Origin of the sequence: Pseudomonas sp., from assembly GCF_049653025.1 — a bacterium.
GTDB lineage: Bacteria > Pseudomonadota > Gammaproteobacteria > Pseudomonadales > Pseudomonadaceae > Aquipseudomonas.
On record NZ_JBASFM010000024.1, the window covers coordinates 58,575 to 77,669 of the forward strand.

Here is a 19,095-nt window from a genome sequence, read left to right on the forward strand (position 1 = left end):
GCCGACCGATTTACAGAGGCGCGACAGCTTGTGACGACCAAGCGACGGATAATTGTTGGACAACCGACGAACAGTTCGCGGGGGAATCTCAGGATAAGCGCCGCAATACGGCAGAAACAGAGGTGAATACGGCTTACTAAGAGGTAGCCGCTGGCGCTGCTGGCTCGGCGGCGGGGGCAGGTGTGGGTTCGGGCTCGGCAGCAGGTGGCACGGCCGCTTCGGGAACCCGGTCGAGCAGGATGCTGACCCGGCGATTCTTCGCCCGATTGGCTTCGCTGGTGTTCGGCGCAACCGGGTAGCGTTCGCCATGAAAGCGCATGGTGATCTGTTCCGCCGGAATGCCATTGGCCTTGAAGTATTCCATCACTGCCAGGGCACGCCGGCGCGACAGGTCGCGGTTGGTCAGACGATTGCCACCATTGTCAGCATGCCCATCGAGCTGGATGCGGTTGACGCTGGGGTCGGCCTTGAGAAAGCTCAGGATGATATCCAGCTTGGCCTGGGCCAGTGGTTCGAGCACCACACCACCGCCCGGAAAACCGACCTGGGTCTTGCGCACCTGGTCGAAGTTCACCGGCAGCAGCTTGGCGGTGCAATCGAGGTAGTCGTTGTAGGCCTTGTTGAACTTGGCCGGCAGCAGGCGTACCTCCACCGCATCGCCGCCCTGCGCCGCGCGATGCCGCACCAGCGGGCTACGCCCTTCGAGCAAGCCGGTCAGCAGACGTATACCCTGCTCCTGAGAACTGTTGAACAGCACCTCGGCCGGCAGCACGCTGACCGAACCCAGGTTGATATCGCCACGCCCCGGTTGCCAGGGCGCAGCTGCCGCCAGCAAGGTTGCATTGCCGGTACCCAGCCAGCGCTCGCGGGCCTTGAGACTGAAGGTCACCTGCTCGCCAGCTCGGCGCACGAACACCCCTGCCCCGAAATCGGTGATCGGTTGCGACAGGCGGCACTCGAATTGATCGCCTTCGACCTGCCACTCGATCTTCTCCAGACGGGTCTGGAAACTGATCGCAAGGACGGGCTGGCTCGCCAACAGGCAAAGCATCGCGAGTGGATAGGGTCGCACTACAGGCTCCAGGGAATACGGCTTACCCTCTGTCTATCGGTGATGCGCGGAAAAACTTGAGCCACCACATGTGCCTGATGCTGAAATGGCAATAGCGGCTTGCGCGTCCAACCATCCGGCTTTGCCTGGCGAGCTAGCTTTCAGCGTGCCGCCACGGGGCTTTTCCGGTAGCATTCCCGCCACGTTTTGCCCGCCTGGAAGCTTCCATGACTGACCGCCTTACCCTGCTGCGTCCCGACGACTGGCACATCCACCTGCGTGACGGTGGCGTCCTGCCGCACACGGTTGCCGATGTAGCCCGTACCTTTGGCCGCGCCATCATCATGCCCAACCTGGTACCGCCGGTGCGCAACGCCAGCGAAGCCGATGCCTATCGCCAGCGCATTCTCAGCGCTCGCCCGGCCGGTAGCCGTTTCGAGCCGCTGATGGTGCTGTACCTCACCGACCTGACCCAGCCTGAAGATGTGCGCACGGCCAAGGCCTCGGGTTTTGTGCATGCGGCCAAACTCTACCCGGCCGGCGCGACGACCAACTCCGACTCCGGCGTGACCAGCATCGACAAGATTTTCCCGGTGCTCGAAGCCATGGCCGAAGTCGGCCTGCCGCTGCTGGTACACGGCGAAGTGACGCGCAGCGAGGTCGATGTGTTCGATCGCGAGAAACTCTTTATCGGCGAACACCTGAGTCGTGTGGTCGAGCGTTTCCCGACCCTGAAAGTGGTATTCGAGCACATCACCACCCGTGATGCGGTGGAGTTCGTGCTGGGCGCATCGGCCAACGTCGGCGCGACCATTACCGCCCACCACCTGCTGTACAACCGCAACCACATGCTGGTCGGCGGCATCCGCCCGCACTTCTATTGCCTGCCGATCCTCAAGCGCAACACCCACCAGGACGCCCTGCTGGATGCGGCCACCAGCGGCAACGCCAAGTTCTTCCTCGGCACCGACTCCGCGCCGCACGCCAAGCATGCCAAGGAAGCCGCCTGTGGCTGCGCCGGTTGCTACACCGCCTATGCAGCCATCGAGCTGTATGCCGAAGCCTTCGAGCAGCGCAATGCGCTGGACAAACTGGAAGCCTTCGCCAGCCAGAATGGCCCGGACTTCTACGGCCTGCCACGCAACAGCGACCGCATCACCCTGGTGCGTGAAGACTGGACCGCCCCGGCCAGCCTGCCGCTCGGCGAGCAAACCGTTATCCCGCTGCGCGCCGGTGAAACCCTGCGCTGGCGCTTGCTGGAGGACAACGCGTGAGCGAAGACCTGTACGACGACGAACTAGAAAGCAGCGGCCACTCTAGTCCGCGCCACCCGATGGCAGCACGTTTTCGCGGCTACCTGCCGGTAGTCGTGGATGTGGAAACCGGCGGTTTCAACTGCGCCACCGACGCCCTGCTGGAAATCGCTGCCACCACCATCGGCATGGACGAGAGCGGCTTCCTTTACCCGGAGCACACCCAGTTCTTCCGTATCGAGCCGTTCGAGGGCGCAAATATCGAGCAGGCGGCGCTGGACTTCACCGGGATCAAGCTCGATCACCCACTGCGCATGGCCGTCACCGAAGAGCATGCGCTGACGGAAATCTTCCGTGGCCTGCGCAAATCGCTGAAAGCCAATAGCTGTAAGCGGGCGATCCTGGTCGGCCACAACAGCAGCTTCGACCTGGGCTTCCTCAATGCTGCGGTGACGCGTACCGGCATCAAGCGCAACCCGTTCCACCCGTTCTCCAGCTTCGACACCGCCACCCTGGCCGGCCTTGCTTACGGCCAGACCGTACTGGCCAAGGCCTGCCAGGCCGCCGGCATCGAGTTCGACGGCAAGGAAGCACACTCGGCCCGTTACGACACCGAGAAGACTGCCGAGCTGTTCTGCGGCATCGTCAACCGCTGGAAGGAGATGGGCGGTTGGATGGACTTCGACGACTAAGTAAGTGCACGTCAACGATCTGCTGCGCGTCGGCTCTGCTGCGTTAAGAACAAACTCGGCATGCCGCTATGGCTAACGCGCTTCAGCGCGACCCGAAGGGCGAGTGAAACGAGTAATGCTCATGTACAACAGTACACTCCGCTTCCTCGCCTGTTCTTGCCTTGCAGGACTCTAGCTCGCGAGATCTAGAACAAGTGCATCTACGCCGACACCAGATCTGAACCCATAAAAAAGCCCCGCACTAGGCGGGGCTTTTTATTGGCTCAGAAACAGCGCAGGCGCAGGCCTGCGCCGATTCCTTTTAAGCGCTTTGCGCCAGGTCCATCAGCTCACGGTTCGCCACCGCATACATGGCGTAATCAATGCTGGTGGCCGAACGAAGCTCGCCCAACATGACCTTCCAGCGATCAACCAGGCGACGGTGCTGATCCAGCCACACAGAAACGCGCTCCTCGATATCCGCCGGGCCTTCGGCCATTTGCAGTACCGAGACGGTGATGGCGCGTTGCTGCCAATCCAAGTCATCACGGAAGGCTTCACGAGCCAACGCTTGCCAGTTGTTTTCCACCGGCAGGCTGGTGATCTGCTGCAGGTACCAGGACAGCTCCAGCGAACCGCCAATGGCGAAGTACGCTGCGGCGACCCGAGCCGGCTCCTGCCCCGTTACATCGGACGCCTCGATAATCGGCAGCAGGGTGTACAGATGACTGGTACCAGCCACCACCCGCGCCAACTCTTCCGGCACACCAGCTTCGACATAGGCCTGGAAGCGCGCCAGCCACTGCTCACGGGCCGGGCCTTCAAGCAACTCGTTGAGTCGGCCGACCAGGGCCTCGATGCGCGGCGCGAAATGCGCCACATCGCGGGCCGCGTCCAGCTCGTTGCGACGGCTGCGCAGGAACCAGCGGGTAGCGCGGCGGCCCAGGCGCATCAGCTCATCCATCAGTTGCAGCTGCAGCTCGGCCGGCACCTTGTAGTCCAGCGCCTCGATCTGCTTCCACCAGTGCGGCAGGCGGAACAGGTCGCGCACTATCACATACGCCCCGGCGACATTCGCCGCGCTCATGCCCGTGGACTCCTTCAGGCGCTGCACGAAGGTGATGCCCATATGGTTGACCAGATCGTTGGCGATCTGCGTGCTGACGATTTCACGCTTGAGGCGATGACGACGCATCTGCTCGCCGAACTTCTTCGCCAGCAGCGGCGGGAAGGCGGTTTCCATCTCACGCGCCAGGTACTCATCGTCCGGCACCAGGGATTTCAGCAGCGATTCCTTGAGGTCGATCTTGCTGTAGGAAATCAGCACCGACAGCTCCGGCCGAGTCAGGCCCAGACCATTGGTGGCGCGCTCGTTGAGCTCATCATCGGTGGGCAGGAACTCCAGCGCCCGATCCAGCTTGCCGGCCGCTTCCAGGGCCGTCATCAGCCGCTTGTACTCACCCACCCGCTCGCGGGCGCGGCGCTCGGCCAGCGACAGCGCCTGGGTCTGCTTGTAGTTATTGCCCAGCACCAGGCCGCCGACCGCATCGGTCATTTCCACCAGCAGCTTGTTGCGCTGCTTGCCGGTCATGTCACCTGCACCGACGATTTCGCCGAGCAGAATCTTGATATTCACCTCGTGGTCGGAACAGTCCACACCACCGGCGTTGTCGATAAAGTCGGTGTTGCTCTTGCCGCCATTGAGGCCGTACTCGACGCGGCCCAGCTGGGTCATGCCGAGGTTACCGCCCTCGCCCACCACCTTGGCGCGCAGTTCACGGCCATCCACACGCAGCAGGTCATTGGCCTTATCGCCAACATCGGCGTGGCTTTCCTTGCTGGATTTCACATAGGTGCCGATACCGCCGTTCCACAGCAGGTCCACCGGTGCCTTGAGCAAGGCATTGAGCAGTTCAGTCGGTGCCAGCTTGTCGGCGCTGATGTCGAAGCGCTCTTTCATCTGCGGGCTGATGGCGATGCTCTTGGCGCTGCGCAGGAAGATCCCGCCGCCTTCGGAGATCAGCTTGCTGTCGTAATCGGCCCAGCTGGAGCGCGGCAGGTCGAACAGGCGCTGGCGCTCGACGAAGCTCGAAGCCGCATCCGGATTGGGGTCGATAAAGATATGCATATGGTTGAAGGCCGCGACCATCTGCAGGCTTTCCGAGAGCAGCAGGCCGTTACCGAATACGTCACCGGCCATGTCGCCGATGCCGATCACGGTGACGTTGTCCTTCTGCACGTCGATGCCACACTCGCGGAAGTGGCGCTGCACCGAAACCCAACCACCCTTGGCGGTGATACCCATGCCCTTGTGGTCGTAGCCGGCCGAACCGCCTGAGGCAAAGGCGTCGTCGAGCCAGAAGCCGTAATCCTGGGCGATGCCGTTGGCGATGTCGGAGAAGGTCGCAGTGCCTTTGTCCGCCGCCACCACCAGATAGGGGTCGTCGCCGTCGTGGCGCACCACGTTCTGCGGCGGCACCACCGCGCCGTCTTTCAGGTTATCGGTGATATCCAGCAGACCCGAGATAAAGATGCGGTAGCAGGCAATGCCCTCGGCCAACACCTCATCGCGGGTGCCGCCCAGCGGCAAGCGCCGTGGAATAAAGCCGCCCTTGGCCCCCATCGGCACGATCACCGCGTTCTTCACCTGCTGCGCCTTGACCAGGCCCAGCACCTCGGTGCGGAAGTCTTCCTCGCGATCCGACCAGCGCAGGCCACCACGCGCTACGTCGCCGAAGCGCAGGTGCACGCCTTCGACACGCGGCGAATAGACGAAGATTTCGAACTTCGGCGTCGGCCGTGGAATCTCCGGAATCGCCCGCGGGTTGAGCTTGAAGCTGAAGTAGGACTTGTTCTGCCCAGCCGCATCGGTCTGGTAGAAGTTGGTGCGCAGGGTGGCCTTGATCAGGTCCAAGTAGCGCCGCAGGATGCGGTCTTCGTTGAGCACCGCGACGTTGTCTAGGGCAGCGAGAATTGCCTGCTCGAGCTTCTGCTGCTTGTCGTCCAAATCATCGCCGGTGAGCTTGCGCGCCAGGTAGAAACGGGTCTTGAACAGACGCACCAACTCCTTGGCGATATCGGCGTGATTGACCAGCGTGCTGGCGATATAGCTGAGGTCAAAGCCCAGGCGAATCTGCTTGAGATAACGGGCGTAGGCACGCAGCAGCGCCACGTCGCGCCACGGCATGGCCGCCATCAGCACCAGGCGATTGAAGGCGTCGTTCTCCGCGGCACCGCCGACGATATTGACGAAGGCATCCTGCAGGGTGTCATTGAGCTGCTGGATATCCACATCCAGGCCTTCGGCATAGGTGAAGGCGAAGTCGTGGATCCAGAATTCGCGGCCATCGGCGCGGCGCAGCTTGTAGGGGAATTCGCCGAGCACGCGCAGGCCAAGGTTTTCCAGAATCGGCAGCACGTCCGACAACGGCAACGGCGTGTCGGCGTGGTACAGCTTGCAATGCAGTTGCTGCTCACCCTGAGTCAACGGCTGGTAGAAGCTCATCACCAGCGCGCGCTGGCTGTTCAGGCTAAGCAGGTGCTGCATGTCCACCACCGCCGAGTGCGGGGCAAAACGCTCGCGGTAACCGGCCGGGAAGCCGCCGGGGAATTCGCTGAGCACTTCGGTGCCCTGGGCCTCGCCAAGGCTTTCGACGATCAGGCTGGTGTAATCGTCCTTCCACGAACGACAGGCCTGGATCACTTCTTTTTCCAGACGCAGCGGGTCGATCTGCACGCGCTTGGACGGGTCGACCTTGAGGATGAACTGCACCCGCGCCAGCACCGACTCGGAGAAGAAGGTCCAGAACTCGCAATCGGTAGCCTGCAGGCGCTCCATCAGCACCTGCTGGATCTTCATGCGGGTTTCGGTGGAATAGACATCACGCGGCACATATGCCAGGCAGTAGCAGAAGCGGCCATAGGGATCGCGACGGAGGAACACGCGAATTTTGTTGCGTTCCTGAATCTGCACGATGGCCATGGTGGTGTTGAACAGCTCATCCACCGGGGTTTGGAACAGGTCGTCGCGCGGCAGCACTTCCAGCACCTGGGCCAACTCCTTGCCGAGGTGGGCGCTGCTGTCGAAGCCAGAGCGTTCCTTGATCACCGCCACTTTGCGGCGGATATAGGGAATATTCCATACGCTCTCGGCATACACCGCCGAAGTGTACAGGCCCATAAAGCGGCATTCCTTGATCACCTTGCCCTTGGCGTCCAGCTCGCGGATCGACACCAGGTCCGGGTACGCCGGACGGTGCACACGACTCGGCACGGCAGCCTTGGCGAAGGACAGCAGCTGCGGCTCGCGCAGATAGGCCACCGCTTCCGGCTCGATATGCAGCTCATCAGCCTTGAGCCCGGTGCGCAGGCGCTTGGACAGCCCCAGCAGGGACTTCTCGTCATACAGCATGTTGCCGCCGCCAGCGCTGTCACTGACGGTGAATTCTTCATAACCGAGGAAGGTGAAGTGATCATCGAGCAACCAGCTCATAAACACTTTGATCTCTGCCAGCTCGGCCCCTTCGACCTTGAGCTTGGCTTTATCCAGCCAGGCCAGCAGTTCCTTGGCCTTGGCCTTCATCGGCTGGAAATCCGCGACGCTCAGGCGCACATCGCTGAACACCTCATGCAGGGCTTTTTCCAGGGTCTTCAATTCGCCGGCATTCGAGCAGCGGTCGATCTCCAGGAACATCAGCGCTTCCTGCTGCACATCCTTGCCCTGGGCACCCTTGGGCAGGATTTCCTGCAGTTCGCCCTTCTTGTTGCGGCGCACGCTGAACACGCTGTTTTGCAGGGTGTGAATGCTGTAGCCACGGCGGTTCAGCTCCATGCGCACCGAGTCGACCAGGAACGGGATGTCGCCATGCAGGATTTCCACCGCCGTGTGGGTGGACTGCCAGCCGTGCTTCTCGTAATCAGGGTTGAACACCCGCACTTCGGGTTTGCTCGTCTCGAAACGTTCCAGCACTCGCCAGGACGACAAGGTGCAGCCGACCAGATCGGAGAGGCGACGCTGGGTCAGCTCCTCCAGGGCGATGATGCCGAAGAATTGCTCGGCGAACAGGGCTACTTGTGGCAAAGCCTGTTCGCTGACGTGCTGCGCCAACGCCGTTTGCAGGTGATGCTGGAAATCGGCTTTGCTGGCCGCCGTGAAGAACGCCATGGTAGTGCTCCATTTGGCTTGAGATTTGGCAAAGGCAGTCGCGGGTCATGACTGACGACACAACGTTTCAGTTCAACGTTAGTCTAGGAGGCAGCGATTGCATTAAAGTGGCTGCCTCTTACCCCTGGCGACGTCTTCGACTCGCTGGTCACATTTGCCGGATGAGCTTAACGATGGAACACCGTGAAGCGCTTGTCGCGCTGCGACATTTTCTTTCAAGCCAGATCCTCGGCCAGGAAAAACTCATCGAAAGGCTGCTGATTGCCTTGCTCGCCGATGGCCACATGCTGGTCGAGGGCGCTCCCGGCCTGGCCAAGACCAAGGCGATCAAGGAGCTGGCCGAAGGCATCGAGGCCGAGTTCCACCGCATTCAGTTCACCCCCGACCTGCTTCCCGCGGATATCACCGGCACCGAGATCTACCGTCCGGAAACCGGCAGCTTCGTGTTCCAACAGGGGCCGATCTTCCACAACCTGGTGCTGGCCGATGAGATCAACCGCGCCCCGGCCAAGGTGCAATCGGCGCTGCTCGAAGCCATGGCCGAGCGCCAGGTCAGCGTCGGGCGCAGCACCTATCATCTGTCGCCGCTGTTTCTGGTGATGGCCACGCAGAACCCGATCGAGCAGGAAGGCACCTACCCGCTGCCCGAAGCCCAGCTCGACCGCTTCCTGATGCACGTGAAGATCGGCTTCCCGGACGCCAGCGTGGAACGCAAGATCCTCGCCCAGGCCCGTGGTGAAGCGCTCAACGGTGAAACCAAGCCCGAGCAACTGGTCAGCCAGCAGGCGATCTTTGCCGCGCGCCAGGAGATCCTTGGCCTGTATATGGCCGATGCGGTGGAGGAATACCTGGTGCAGCTGGTGATGGCCTCGCGCACCCCGGCCAAGTTTGACCCCGAGCTGGCCGAGTGGATTGCCTACGGTGCCAGCCCGCGCGGCTCGATTGCCCTGGACCGTTGCTCGCGCGCCCACGCCTGGCTGGCCGGACGCGATTTCGTTAGCCCGGAAGATATCCAGGCGGTGCTGTTCGACGTGCTGCGCCACCGCATCATCCTGTCGTTCGAAGCGGAAGCCGCCGGCATCGACCAGGACCGCGTGGTGCAACGGATTCTCGACGTCGTGGCGGTCGCCTAACCACCATGCACACCCAACCCACGCAGCCCGGTATCCGCGTCAGCCTCGGTGAACTGATCGAGATGCGCCACCGCGTGCGTGAAGTGCAGCTGTTCTCCACCCCGGCGCGGCGCAGCCCGCTGATTGGCCTGCATCACTCCAAGCTGCGCGGGCGCGGCGTGGACTTCGACCAGGTGCGCGTGTATCAGGCCGGTGACGATGTGCGCACCATCGACTGGCGGGTGACCGCGCGCACCCAGGAACCGCACACCAAGCTGTTTCATGAAGAGCGTGAACGACCGATCTACCTCTTGGTCGAGCAGAGCGCACGGCTGTTCTTCGGCTCCGGGCTGATGTTCAAGTCGGTGCTCGCCGCCCAGGCCGCCAGCCTCATTGGCTGGGCGGCCCTGGGCCACAACGACCGCATCGGCGGTCTGGTATTCGGCGACAACGAACACCACGAGGTCAAGCCGCGGCGCAGCAAGCAGAGCCTGCTGCAACTGCTCAGCCGCCTAACCAAGGCCAATCAAGCGCTGAACAGCGACAGCCAGGGCAACCGCGACAGCTTCGGCCTGGCCCTGCGCCGCGCCCGCGAAGTGCTACGCCCCGGCAGTCTGGTGGTGGTGCTGTGCGATGAACGCACGCTCAGCGACAGCAGCGAACAGCAACTGCTGCTGTTGGCGCGGCACACCGACCTGCTGCTGTTACCGCTGTCCGACCCGCTCGACCATGCCCTGCCCGCCGCCGGCCTGCTGCGTTTCGCCGAACCGGGCGCGCAGCTGGAACTGGACACCCAGGATGCCGAGCTGCGCCAGGCTTATCGCGCCCTCGGCGAGGCGCGTCAGGCGCGCTGGCAGCGCCTGGCGCAGAAACTCGGCGTACCGCTGCTGGCCCTGAACACCCAGAGCGAGATGATCGAACAGCTGCGCGAACACCTGAACGCCCAGCGCCTGAGGAAAGCCCTGTGAACCCGCTGGACCAGCTCGAACCGCTGATCCCCCCTGCCGCGATCAGCGGGTGGCCGCCGGCACCCGGCTGGTGGCTGCTGGCCGCGCTATTGCCTCTGCTGCTATGGGGCGGCTTCAAATTGCTTAAACGCCTGCCACGCAAGGCCGCTGTCGACGCCGAGCCGACCATGGACCCGCTGCGCCAAGCCGCACTCAACGAACTGGAACGCCTGAGCAAACCCTACGACGGCGCCGATGCCGGCCCCTGGCTGCAGCAACTCAATGCCATCCTCAAGCGCCTGTGCCGCGAGCGTTACCCGCAAAGCCACAGCCATATTCTGAGCAGCCGTGCCTGGCTGGCCTTCCTCGACAGCCGCTGCCCGGCCGCCGGCCTGACCCGCTGGATGATCCTGGTCGAAGGCGCTTATCGCCCGCACTGCAGCCTGGATGACAAAGCGATTGCCGGGCTTAGCCAGGCGGTATCGATCTGGATTCGCAAGCATGTTTGAGTTCGCCTGGCTCTGGGTGTTTCTCCTCGCGCCGCTGCCCTGGCTGCTGCGCACCTGGCTGCCCGCGGCCGACAGTGGCGAGGCGGCGCTGAAGATCAGCTTTCTGGCGGAACTCGAAGGCCTTAGCGGCCGCCGCGCGCGGGTGCGCCTGCCGGCCTTCCGACAGCAGGCACCTTTTGTGCTGATCTGGCTGCTGTTGCTACTGGCCTGCGCCCGTCCGCAATGGCTGGGTGAACCCTTGCCACTACCAGCCAGCGGCCGCGACCTGCTACTGGCTGTGGATGTCTCCGGCTCGATGGACTACGCCGACATGCTCTGGGAAGACCAGGAAGTCAGCCGCCTGACCCTGGTCAAACACCTGCTCGGCGAATTTATCAGCGGCCGCGAGGGTGACCGGGTCGGCCTGATCCTGTTCGGCAGCCGCGCCTACCTGCAATCGCCACTGACCTTCGACCGGCAGACCGTGCGCACCTGGCTGGAGGAAGCGCAGATCAATATCGCCGGGCCGCAGACCGCCATCGGCGATGCCATCGGCCTGGCGGTAAAACGCCTACGCCAGCGCCCGGCGGAGAATCGCGTGCTGGTACTGGTCACCGACGGTGCCAACAACGGCGGCGAAATCGAGCCCTTGACCGCCGCGCGCCTGGCCGCCGAGGAAGGCATCAAGATCTACCCGATTGGCATCGGTGCCGATCCCGAGCAAGGCGGCGTGCTCGGCATGCTCGGCTTCACCCCTGGCATCGAACTGGACGAACCGAGCCTGCGTGCGATTGCCGAGGCCACCGGCGGTGAATACTTCCGTGCCCGCGACAGTCAAGAGCTGCAAGCCATCGAAGCCAGCCTCGACCGCCTCGAACCAGTAGCGCAGAAACCGACCCTGGCGCGGCCGACGCTCGCCCTCTATCCCTGGCCACTGAGCGCCGCCCTGCTATTGAGTCTGTTATTGGTGGTGCAGACGCTCTGGCCTAGCCTGCCACAACGCTGGCGCACCCACGCCGCACGCCTGTGGGGCAACCGCTGATGAGCGAACTGGCAAACCTGTGGCCGCACTGGCAGCGGCCCTTCTGGCTGTTGCTACTACCCCTACTCGGAGCCCTGCTGTGGCAGCTGTGGCACCGCGAAAAACGCAGCGGCCGCTGGCAGGCCTTGATTCCCGCTGCGTTCCAGGCTGCCCTGCTGACCGCCACGCGTGGCCGCAGCAGCCGCTGGCCATGGCTGATACTCGGTCTGGCCTGGTTACTGACGTTGCTGGCACTGCTCGGCCCCAGCTGGCAGCGCGTCGAGCAGAGCAACCCCAAGCCCGCCGATCCGCTGGTGGTGCTGCTGGAACTGACCCCGCAGATGCTCGCCAGTGATGCCTCACCCAATCGCCTAGAACAAGCCAAGCGCAAGCTGCTCGACCTGCTCGAGGCGCGCCAGGATGCGCAAACCGCCGTCGTCGTGTACGCCGGTAGCGCCCACACCCTGGTACCGCTGTCCGATGACCTGAGCACCAGCCGCAACCTGCTCGATGCGCTGAGCCCGACGATCATGCCGGAAGCCGGCCAGCGCGCCGACCTGGCCGTGGCCAAGGCGCTGCAACTGCTCGAACAGGGTGCCCAGGGCCAAGGCCGGCTCTTGCTGCTCACCAGCGCCCTGGATGAGCCGCAGCGCCAGGCCATTGCCCAGGCCCTGGGCCGTCGTGGCGGACGTCTGCATATCCTCGGCATTGGCAGCGCCCAGGGCGCGCCGATCATTCAGGAGGACGGCTCCTTTCTCAAGGACGCACAAGGCGCGATCCTGATACCACGTCTGGACAGCGCCGGCCTGCGCCAGTTTGCCCGTTCGGTCGGTGGCCAGTACCAGGCCGCCACCCTGGATGAGCGCGACCTGCGCAACCTCGGCCTGTTCGACGCGCCGCAACAGGTGCGCCGCGACGGTGGGCTCACGCGCCTGCAAGCCTGGTCCGACCAAGGCCACTGGCTGCTCCTGCCCTTGCTGCTGCTCGCCGCCTGCGCCGCCCGCCGCGGCTGGCTGCTGTGCCTGCCGCTATTGCTGCTAGGCCTGCCGCAGAACAGCTACGCCTTCGACTTCGACGACCTCTGGTGGCGCGCCGACCAGCAGGGCCAGCGCCTGCTGCAAGCACAGCAACCGAAGCAAGCCGCTGAGCGCTTCGAGGACCCGCAATGGCAGGGCTTGGCGCTCTACCAGGCTGGCGACTATGCCGCGGCTGCCGAGCGCTTCGCCCAAGGCGAAGCCGCCAGTGATCACTACAACCGTGGCAACGCTCTGGCCCGCAGCAATGAGCTGGAAGCGGCCGTGGACGCCTACACCCAGGCGCTGGAGTTGCAACCTGAACTGACCCAGGCGGCGAAGAACAAAGCCCTGGTCGAGGAACTGCTGCGCAACAATCAACAACAGGACCAGCAAGCCAACCCGGAAGACTCAACCAAGGCGCAGGACTCGCCACCCGAGCAACAGCAAGCCGGAGCCGCGGCGCAGCCCGCAGATACCAAGCCCGAGCAGCAGCCCTCTACACCGGCAACGCCTACGGATAGCCAAGACGACCCGCAGCAGCAGCCACCGAGCGAACAGCCGGCCAAGCCTGCGCCGCAACCCGGTGAAGACGACAACGCCGACGGCGAAGAACAGCTGGCCACTGCCGAGCCGGGCCTCGATGGCGAGCGCCGCCAGGCCCTGGAACAATGGCTGCGACAGATTCCCGATGACCCAGGTGAGTTGCTGCGACGCAAATTCAGGCTGGAACAACAACAGCGCCAGGAACAAGCCCAATGAGCCGTCTGCTCTGCACCCTCCTGCTCAGCCTGCTGACCCTGCATGCCAGCGCGCAGGGCCTCAATGCCGGCGTCGACCGCGCCCGCCTGAATGCGGGCGAAAGCATCGAGCTGACCCTCGAATCGGATGATGTCACCCAGTTCGGCAAGCCCGACCTACGCGCGCTGGACGAACTCTTCGAGGTACTGGGTACGCGTCAGGTCAACCGCCTCACCAGTGGCAGCAATGGCGCGCAAGCCAGCACTCGCTGGATCATCACCCTGCAACCCAAGCACAGCGGCTACGTAGTGATCCCGCCACTGAGCCTTGGCGAGTTGCGCAGCGCGCCGATTACCCTGCACGTGCAGGACAGCCAGTCCGGCAACGGCAACAGCCTGGCCCCGGTGTTTATCGACGCCAGCCTGGACCAGGAAAGCGTCTATGTGCAGGCGCAGGCCGTACTGACCTTGCGCATCTACCACTCCGTATCGCTGTATGACGACAGCAGCCTGACCCAGCTGGAAATGCCCCAGGCGCTGGTCGAATCACTCGGCGAGCCGCGCACCTATGAAAAGGAAATCAACGGCGTGCGTCATGGCGTGATTGAGCTGCGCTACGCGATCTTCCCCCAGCAAAGCGGCGAGTTGCTGATTCCCGCGCAGGTGTTTACCGCCACGGCGGTTGATCGCACCAGCAGCGACGACTACCAGCCGTTTGGTCCGCGCCCCGGCAAAGTCACCCGGGTCAAATCGCCGGAAATCCCGCTGACGGTGAAAGCCAAGCCAGCCAGTTATCCGGCCGATGCCCCCTGGCTACCGGCCCGCGCACTGAGCCTGACGGAGGGATGGAACCCGCAACCGGAACAGGCCCGGGTCGGCGACTCACTGACCCGCAGCCTGCTGCTCAAGGTCGACGGGCTGGCCAGCGCACAACTGCCACCGCTGCCGGCCACCCGCGTCACGGATATGCGTCGTTACCCGGATCAACCGCAACTGGCTGACCAGGCCGAAGAGCGCGGGCTGATCGGCAGCCGCGAAGAGCGCGAGGCGCTGGTGGCCAACCGCGAAGGGCTGATTGCCCTGCCAGCGGTCGAAGTGCTGTGGTGGAACACCCAGACCGACCAGCTCGAGCGCAGCAGGCTGCCGGCCCGTAACCTGCAGGTTGCGGCCAACCCGCTGCTGGATGCCGCCCCAGCCGAATCCGAGACGCTGCCCGCCAGCAACTTGCCCGGCCCGGCGCTATGGCCTTGGCAACTGAGCACCGTGCTACTCGGCCTGAGTACTCTGCTCGGCTTTGCCCTGTGGTGGCGCGCCCGTCGCCAGCCGGCCGTGCTGCCCAGCCAGCAGGCCGGGCCGAGCCCGCGCAACCTGCTCGATGACCTCAAGCGCACGTGCCTGGCCAACGACTCGCAGGCCACCCGACATGCACTCGACGCCTGGGCGCGACAACAGCCGGAAACCCTGGCCGATATGGCCGCGCGCTTTACTCCGTTGTCGGATGCCCTCGACGGCCTCAATGGCGCGCTCTACAGCGAGAGCGGCCAGCACTGGCAAGGTCGCAGCTTGTGGCTGGCGATTCGCAGCCTGCCCGCCCCTGAAGCGCTTGATGCACAGGTCAGCCAGGAAGCCAGCCCGTTGCCGCCGCTCTATCCGCGCTAAACCACAGGCATCCAATCCCAGATCGCGCCGCCAAGCATCCCGGCGGCCGCCACCTCGCAACCCAACAGCTCAGCCGCTCAGGGCTTCCTCATGCGGCTAGTACGCAGTCCAGCCGCGACTCAAGCAAGACCGGCCACGCAGCCTGAGCACCGAGTCGAACTCATCCACACAGATTCGTATACGGCAGAAACAACAAACCCTCGGGAATCGCTTCTCCGAGGGTTTGTTGGGTACCGCGTTGATGCGAGCTAAGCCGTGCTTTCGGGATAAACCGGCTGGCGGTCTATCCCGTTAGCCAGGCTTAGTGAGCGAGCAACGAGCCACCTGTCTTGCCCACCAGCTTCTCGGGCTTGATCAGGAAGCGCGCCAAGGCCGGCAGCATCAGCAGTGCGCCGAACATGTTGACGATAAACATAAAGGTCAACATCAAGCCCATGTCAGCCTGGAACTTGATCGCCGAGAAGATCCAGGTGGCGACACCGATGGCCAGGCACAGGCCGGTGAACAGCACGGCTTTACCGGTCGACTTGAGCGTCTGGTAGTAGGCCTCTTGCAGCGGCAAACCGGCGCGCAGGAAGCTTTCCAGGCGGCTGTAGATATAGATGCCGTAGTCGACACCGATACCCACACCCAGCGCGATCACCGGCAGCGTCGCGACCTTCATGCCGATGCCGAGGAAGGCCATCAGGGCATTACCCAGAATAGAGGTCAGGATCAGCGGCAGCACGATGCAGATGGTGGCCGGCACGGAGCGGAAGGTGATCATGCACATCACCGCGACCCACACGTACACCAGCACCAGGATGGTCAGCTCCGAGGTGGAGATCACTTCGTTGGTGGCCGCTTCAATACCGGCGTTACCGGCAGCCAGGCGGAACTCCAGGTCTTCCTGGTTGTTCTCCTTGGCAAAGTCCTGCACGGCACCCACCGCACGCTTCAGCGTCTCGGCCTTGTGGTCCTCGAGGAACACCAATACCGGAGCCACCGAACAGTCGGCGTTGTACAGACCATCGGCACGGGCAATCGAGTTGTTCAGCACGTCCTGGTTACGCGACAGGGTTTCCCACTTCAGGTTGCCTTCGTTCATCCCCTTGATCATCTGGCGCGACACCGTGACCATGGAAACGGCCGACTGCACGCCCTTGGTGTTGTCCATCTTCCACATCAACTCATCCATGGCAGACAGCGTCTTGAAGGCCGAGCAGCCTTCAGGTGCAGCCTTGACCATGACCACCAGTACATCCGAACTGGTCGAGTAGTTCTTGATGATGAAGTCGTTGTCCAGGTTGTAGCGCGAATCCGGACGCAACTCCGGCGCGCCCTGATCGAGGTCACCAACCTGCAGGTAGGCCTTCTGGTAGAAGAAGCAGCTGACCCCGGCAACCAGACCGAGCACCACCATAAACGGCGCGACATTCGGGTGGGCAACGTTGGACAGCAAGCGCCACATCGGCTTCTCGGCCACTTCGTCTTTCTTGCTGCGCTCGATCGCCTTCTTGCTGATGCCCAGGTAGGAAATGGCTACCGGTAGCAGAATCAGGTTGGTGAACACGATGACCGCCACACCGATCGACGCGCCGATGGCCAGTTCGTGGATCACCCCAATGTCGATGATCAACAGGGTGATAAAGCCCACGGCGTCCGCCAGGATCGCGATCATGCCCGGCAGGAACAGCTGGCGGAAGGTGCGCCGCGCGGCCATCAGGGCGTTATCGGCACCACTGGATTGCAGGGCGATACCGTTGATCTTCTGCACACCATGGGAAATACCGATAGCGAAGATCAGGAACGGCACCAGCATGGAGTACGGGTCGAGACCAAAGCCCACCAGATTCATCAGGCCCAGCTGCCAGCCCACTGCAATCAGGGTGGTCACCAGTACGCCGACGGTGCTGCGGATACACCAGCTGAACCAGTAGAGCAGGACGAAGGTAATCAGCAAGGCGATGGCGAAGAAGCCCACCACCATCACCAGGCCATCGATCAGGTCGCCGACCTTCTTGGCGAAACCGATGATATGGATCTGCACATTGGGATTCTGTGCCTGGTACTTCTCGCGAATCTTCTCTTCCAGTTGGTGGGAGAACTGCTGGTAATCCAGCTTGATCAGCTTGCCCTGATCGTTCGGATCAGGATAGGACTCGAGCAGCGGCACATCGACGATGCTGGATTTGAAGTTGTTCGCCACAAGACGGCCGACCTGCCCGGACTTGAGCACGTTGCTGCGCAACTCCTCCATGCTCTCGGGGCTGCCGTCGTAGGTTTGCGGAATCACCTCACCACCGGCAAAGCCTTCCTCGGTCACTTCGGTCCAACGCACGTTGGGGGTCCACAGCGACTTCAGGCCAGAACGGTCGACACCCGGGATATAGAAGGCTTCGTCGTTGATCTGACGCAGCGTCTCCATGTATTCCTTGGTGAAGATATCGCCCTCTTTGGCCTCCACCGAAATACGCACGGTATTGCCCAGGTTCGCCAGGTCATTGCGGTGCTTCATCATGTTCTGAATGAACGGATGACTCAGCGGAATCATTTTTTCGAAGCTGGTCGAAGGGCGGACTTGAGTGGCCTGATAGAACAGGAAAATGCTCACCAGCAAGCAGATCAGAATCACCGCCGGCCGGTTGTTGAAAATCAGGCGTTCAAGAAAGCTCGCCTTGTCCTGGTGATGGTTACTCATCAAACGCTACCCCAGCTTATTATTGTTGGCCAAGACTGGCATCAGTCGGCGCAGAAACATGCACCCCGCCCTGACCCACCAGGATCAGACGGCCATTGCTATCCATGGCCACACCCGCCAAAGACAGACGATCGGGGCGGTTCAGCACGCTGAAGCTATGCCCCTTGTCGATGCTGCGCAGCACGCTGCCGCCATGCCCAACCACGACAATGCTGCCGTCTTTGAACACGCTGCCATTGGCCAGGCCAAATTCCAGCTCACCGTTGTTGGCTGCCTTCAGCGAAATACGCTGCCAGCTGTTGCCAAAATCAGCCGAGCGGAACATATGTCCGCGCAAGCCGTAAACCACCAGAGCGCCTGGCTCGCCGGTGCCGAGTGCGCCAAACAGCGAACCTTCGTATGGGCTTTCCAGCTGTTCCCAAGTCTGGCCCCAATCCGGAGAACGGAACATCACGCCTTGTTCACCGACGACAAACAGACCGGAGTCCTTGACCTCGATGATGGCATTCAGGTGGTAGGCATCTTCGTTGTCCATGCGGTCGCTGACGTCTTCCCAGGTGACACCACCATCGGTGGTAGCCAACAGGGCACCGTAAGCGCCAACCGCGAAACCGCTGTTGCGGTCTTTGAACCAGATGTCGAGCAGCGGCGCTTCACGTTCCAGGTCTTCGAACTGTTTGACCCAGGTGGCACCGCCATCGCTGCTGGCAAGAATCTGTGCGTCATGGCCTACGGCCCAGCCATGCGTCTCATCGAGGAAGAACACGGCCGTAAGCATCTGCTTGGTCGGCACCTTGGCCTGGGTCCAGGTATCGCCATTGTCATCGGAGTACAAGATGTGCCCGCGATCACCAACAGTCACCAGGCGCTTGCCGAGGCTGACCACATCCAGCAGTGAGCTGTGCTGGGCCTTGGCCGACTCGACAGAATAAACCCCAGTTTCGGCAGTGGCGGTTTGCGCCTGCAAAGGCACACTGGCAAGCATCAACATGGACAGCACACTGCACAGCGAAAGCGCTTTAGCCAGTGGCGAGTGAACGCGGAACGCCGGCGTGCGGGGCAAACCCACAGCATGACCGGCCTGGGTGCGCCGCATAATGGGCTCACTCATATACCTTCCCCCTTATTCTTATAGGTAGCACTACCCTGATAGCAGTCCACCTATCCTACTGAGCTTTCAAAAGGCCTGACAATGCGCATGACGTTATGTTTTGTTAAACCCGCCCGCGCCCTGCCGCCCTGTTCGACCACAAATAGAAAAAGGCCGCTACAACAGTAGCGGCCTTTCACTGAAAC

Annotated in this window: 12 protein-coding genes; 8 read left to right on the top strand and 4 right to left on the bottom strand. The window is 62.7% G+C overall.

Annotated elements, in window-relative coordinates; all coding sequences use genetic code 11:
- Nucleotides 1–136 precede the first annotated feature (136 nt).
- Complete coding sequence (locus WBK23_RS19270; protein WP_424485541.1) at nt 137–1,072, bottom strand: flagellar protein MotY; 936 nt, start codon at nt 1,070–1,072, stop codon at nt 137–139.
- A 206-nt stretch (nt 1,073–1,278) separates the two neighbouring features.
- Here WBK23_RS19270 and pyrC point away from each other — a divergent pair, with 206 nt between their 5' ends.
- Both pyrC and rnt read left to right on the top strand, forming a co-directional pair.
- Complete coding sequence (pyrC, locus tag WBK23_RS19275; protein WP_424485542.1) at nt 1,279–2,325, top strand: dihydroorotase; 1,047 nt, start codon at nt 1,279–1,281, stop codon at nt 2,323–2,325.
- Nucleotides 2,322–2,996 carry a ribonuclease T gene (rnt, locus tag WBK23_RS19280; protein ID WP_424485543.1) on the top strand — a complete coding sequence of 225 codons (675 nt, stop codon included), beginning with the start codon at nt 2,322–2,324 and terminating at the stop codon, nt 2,994–2,996. Before pyrC ends, rnt begins: the two co-directional genes overlap by 4 nt.
- Nucleotides 2,997–3,297: 301 nt before the next feature.
- On the opposite strand, the gene WBK23_RS19285 is transcribed toward rnt, so the two are convergent.
- Complete coding sequence (locus tag WBK23_RS19285; RefSeq protein WP_424485544.1) at nt 3,298–8,139, bottom strand: NAD-glutamate dehydrogenase; 4,842 nt, start codon at nt 8,137–8,139, stop codon at nt 3,298–3,300.
- A 173-nt stretch (nt 8,140–8,312) separates the two neighbouring features.
- On the opposite strand from WBK23_RS19285, the gene WBK23_RS19290 reads away from it, so the two are divergent.
- The 6 genes from WBK23_RS19290 to WBK23_RS19315 are packed head-to-tail and all read left to right on the top strand — an operon-like array spanning nt 8,313 to nt 15,119.
- Nucleotides 8,313–9,272, top strand: a complete 960-nt coding sequence (locus WBK23_RS19290; protein ID WP_136662503.1) for an AAA family ATPase — start codon at nt 8,313–8,315, stop codon at nt 9,270–9,272.
- A 5-nt stretch (nt 9,273–9,277) separates the two neighbouring features.
- The gene (locus tag WBK23_RS19295) at nt 9,278–10,219 is read left to right on the top strand and encodes a DUF58 domain-containing protein (protein WP_424485545.1); all 942 of its coding nucleotides are present in this window, start codon (nt 9,278–9,280) and stop codon (nt 10,217–10,219) included.
- Nucleotides 10,216–10,707 carry a DUF4381 domain-containing protein gene (locus WBK23_RS19300; protein ID WP_424485546.1) on the top strand — a complete coding sequence of 164 codons (492 nt, stop codon included), beginning with the start codon at nt 10,216–10,218 and terminating at the stop codon, nt 10,705–10,707. Before WBK23_RS19295 ends, WBK23_RS19300 begins: the two co-directional genes overlap by 4 nt.
- Nucleotides 10,700–11,728 carry a vWA domain-containing protein gene (locus WBK23_RS19305; protein WP_424485547.1) on the top strand — a complete coding sequence of 343 codons (1,029 nt, stop codon included), beginning with the start codon at nt 10,700–10,702 and terminating at the stop codon, nt 11,726–11,728. The genes WBK23_RS19300 and WBK23_RS19305 overlap by 8 nt, the downstream gene beginning before the upstream one ends.
- Before the next feature lie 8 nt (nt 11,729–11,736).
- Nucleotides 11,737–13,482, top strand: a complete 1,746-nt coding sequence (locus WBK23_RS19310) for a VWA domain-containing protein (RefSeq protein WP_424485570.1) — start codon at nt 11,737–11,739, stop codon at nt 13,480–13,482.
- Nucleotides 13,479–15,119 carry a BatD family protein gene (locus tag WBK23_RS19315; RefSeq protein ID WP_424485548.1) on the top strand — a complete coding sequence of 547 codons (1,641 nt, stop codon included), beginning with the start codon at nt 13,479–13,481 and terminating at the stop codon, nt 15,117–15,119. The genes WBK23_RS19310 and WBK23_RS19315 overlap by 4 nt, the downstream gene beginning before the upstream one ends.
- Before the next feature lie 301 nt (nt 15,120–15,420).
- Here the strand turns inward: WBK23_RS19315 and WBK23_RS19320 are convergent, their stop codons facing one another.
- Together WBK23_RS19320 and WBK23_RS19325 are read right to left on the bottom strand one after the other, a co-directional pair.
- On the bottom strand, nt 15,421–17,799 hold the full coding sequence (locus WBK23_RS19320; protein WP_424485549.1) for an efflux RND transporter permease subunit: 2,379 nt from the start codon (nt 17,797–17,799) through the stop codon (nt 15,421–15,423).
- 19 nt (nt 17,800–17,818) lie between these two features.
- Nucleotides 17,819–18,910 (bottom strand): WD40/YVTN/BNR-like repeat-containing protein, encoded by a 1,092-nt coding sequence (locus WBK23_RS19325; protein ID WP_424485550.1) that lies wholly within the window; start codon nt 18,908–18,910, stop codon nt 17,819–17,821.
- Nucleotides 18,911–19,095: the final 185 nt, after the last annotated feature.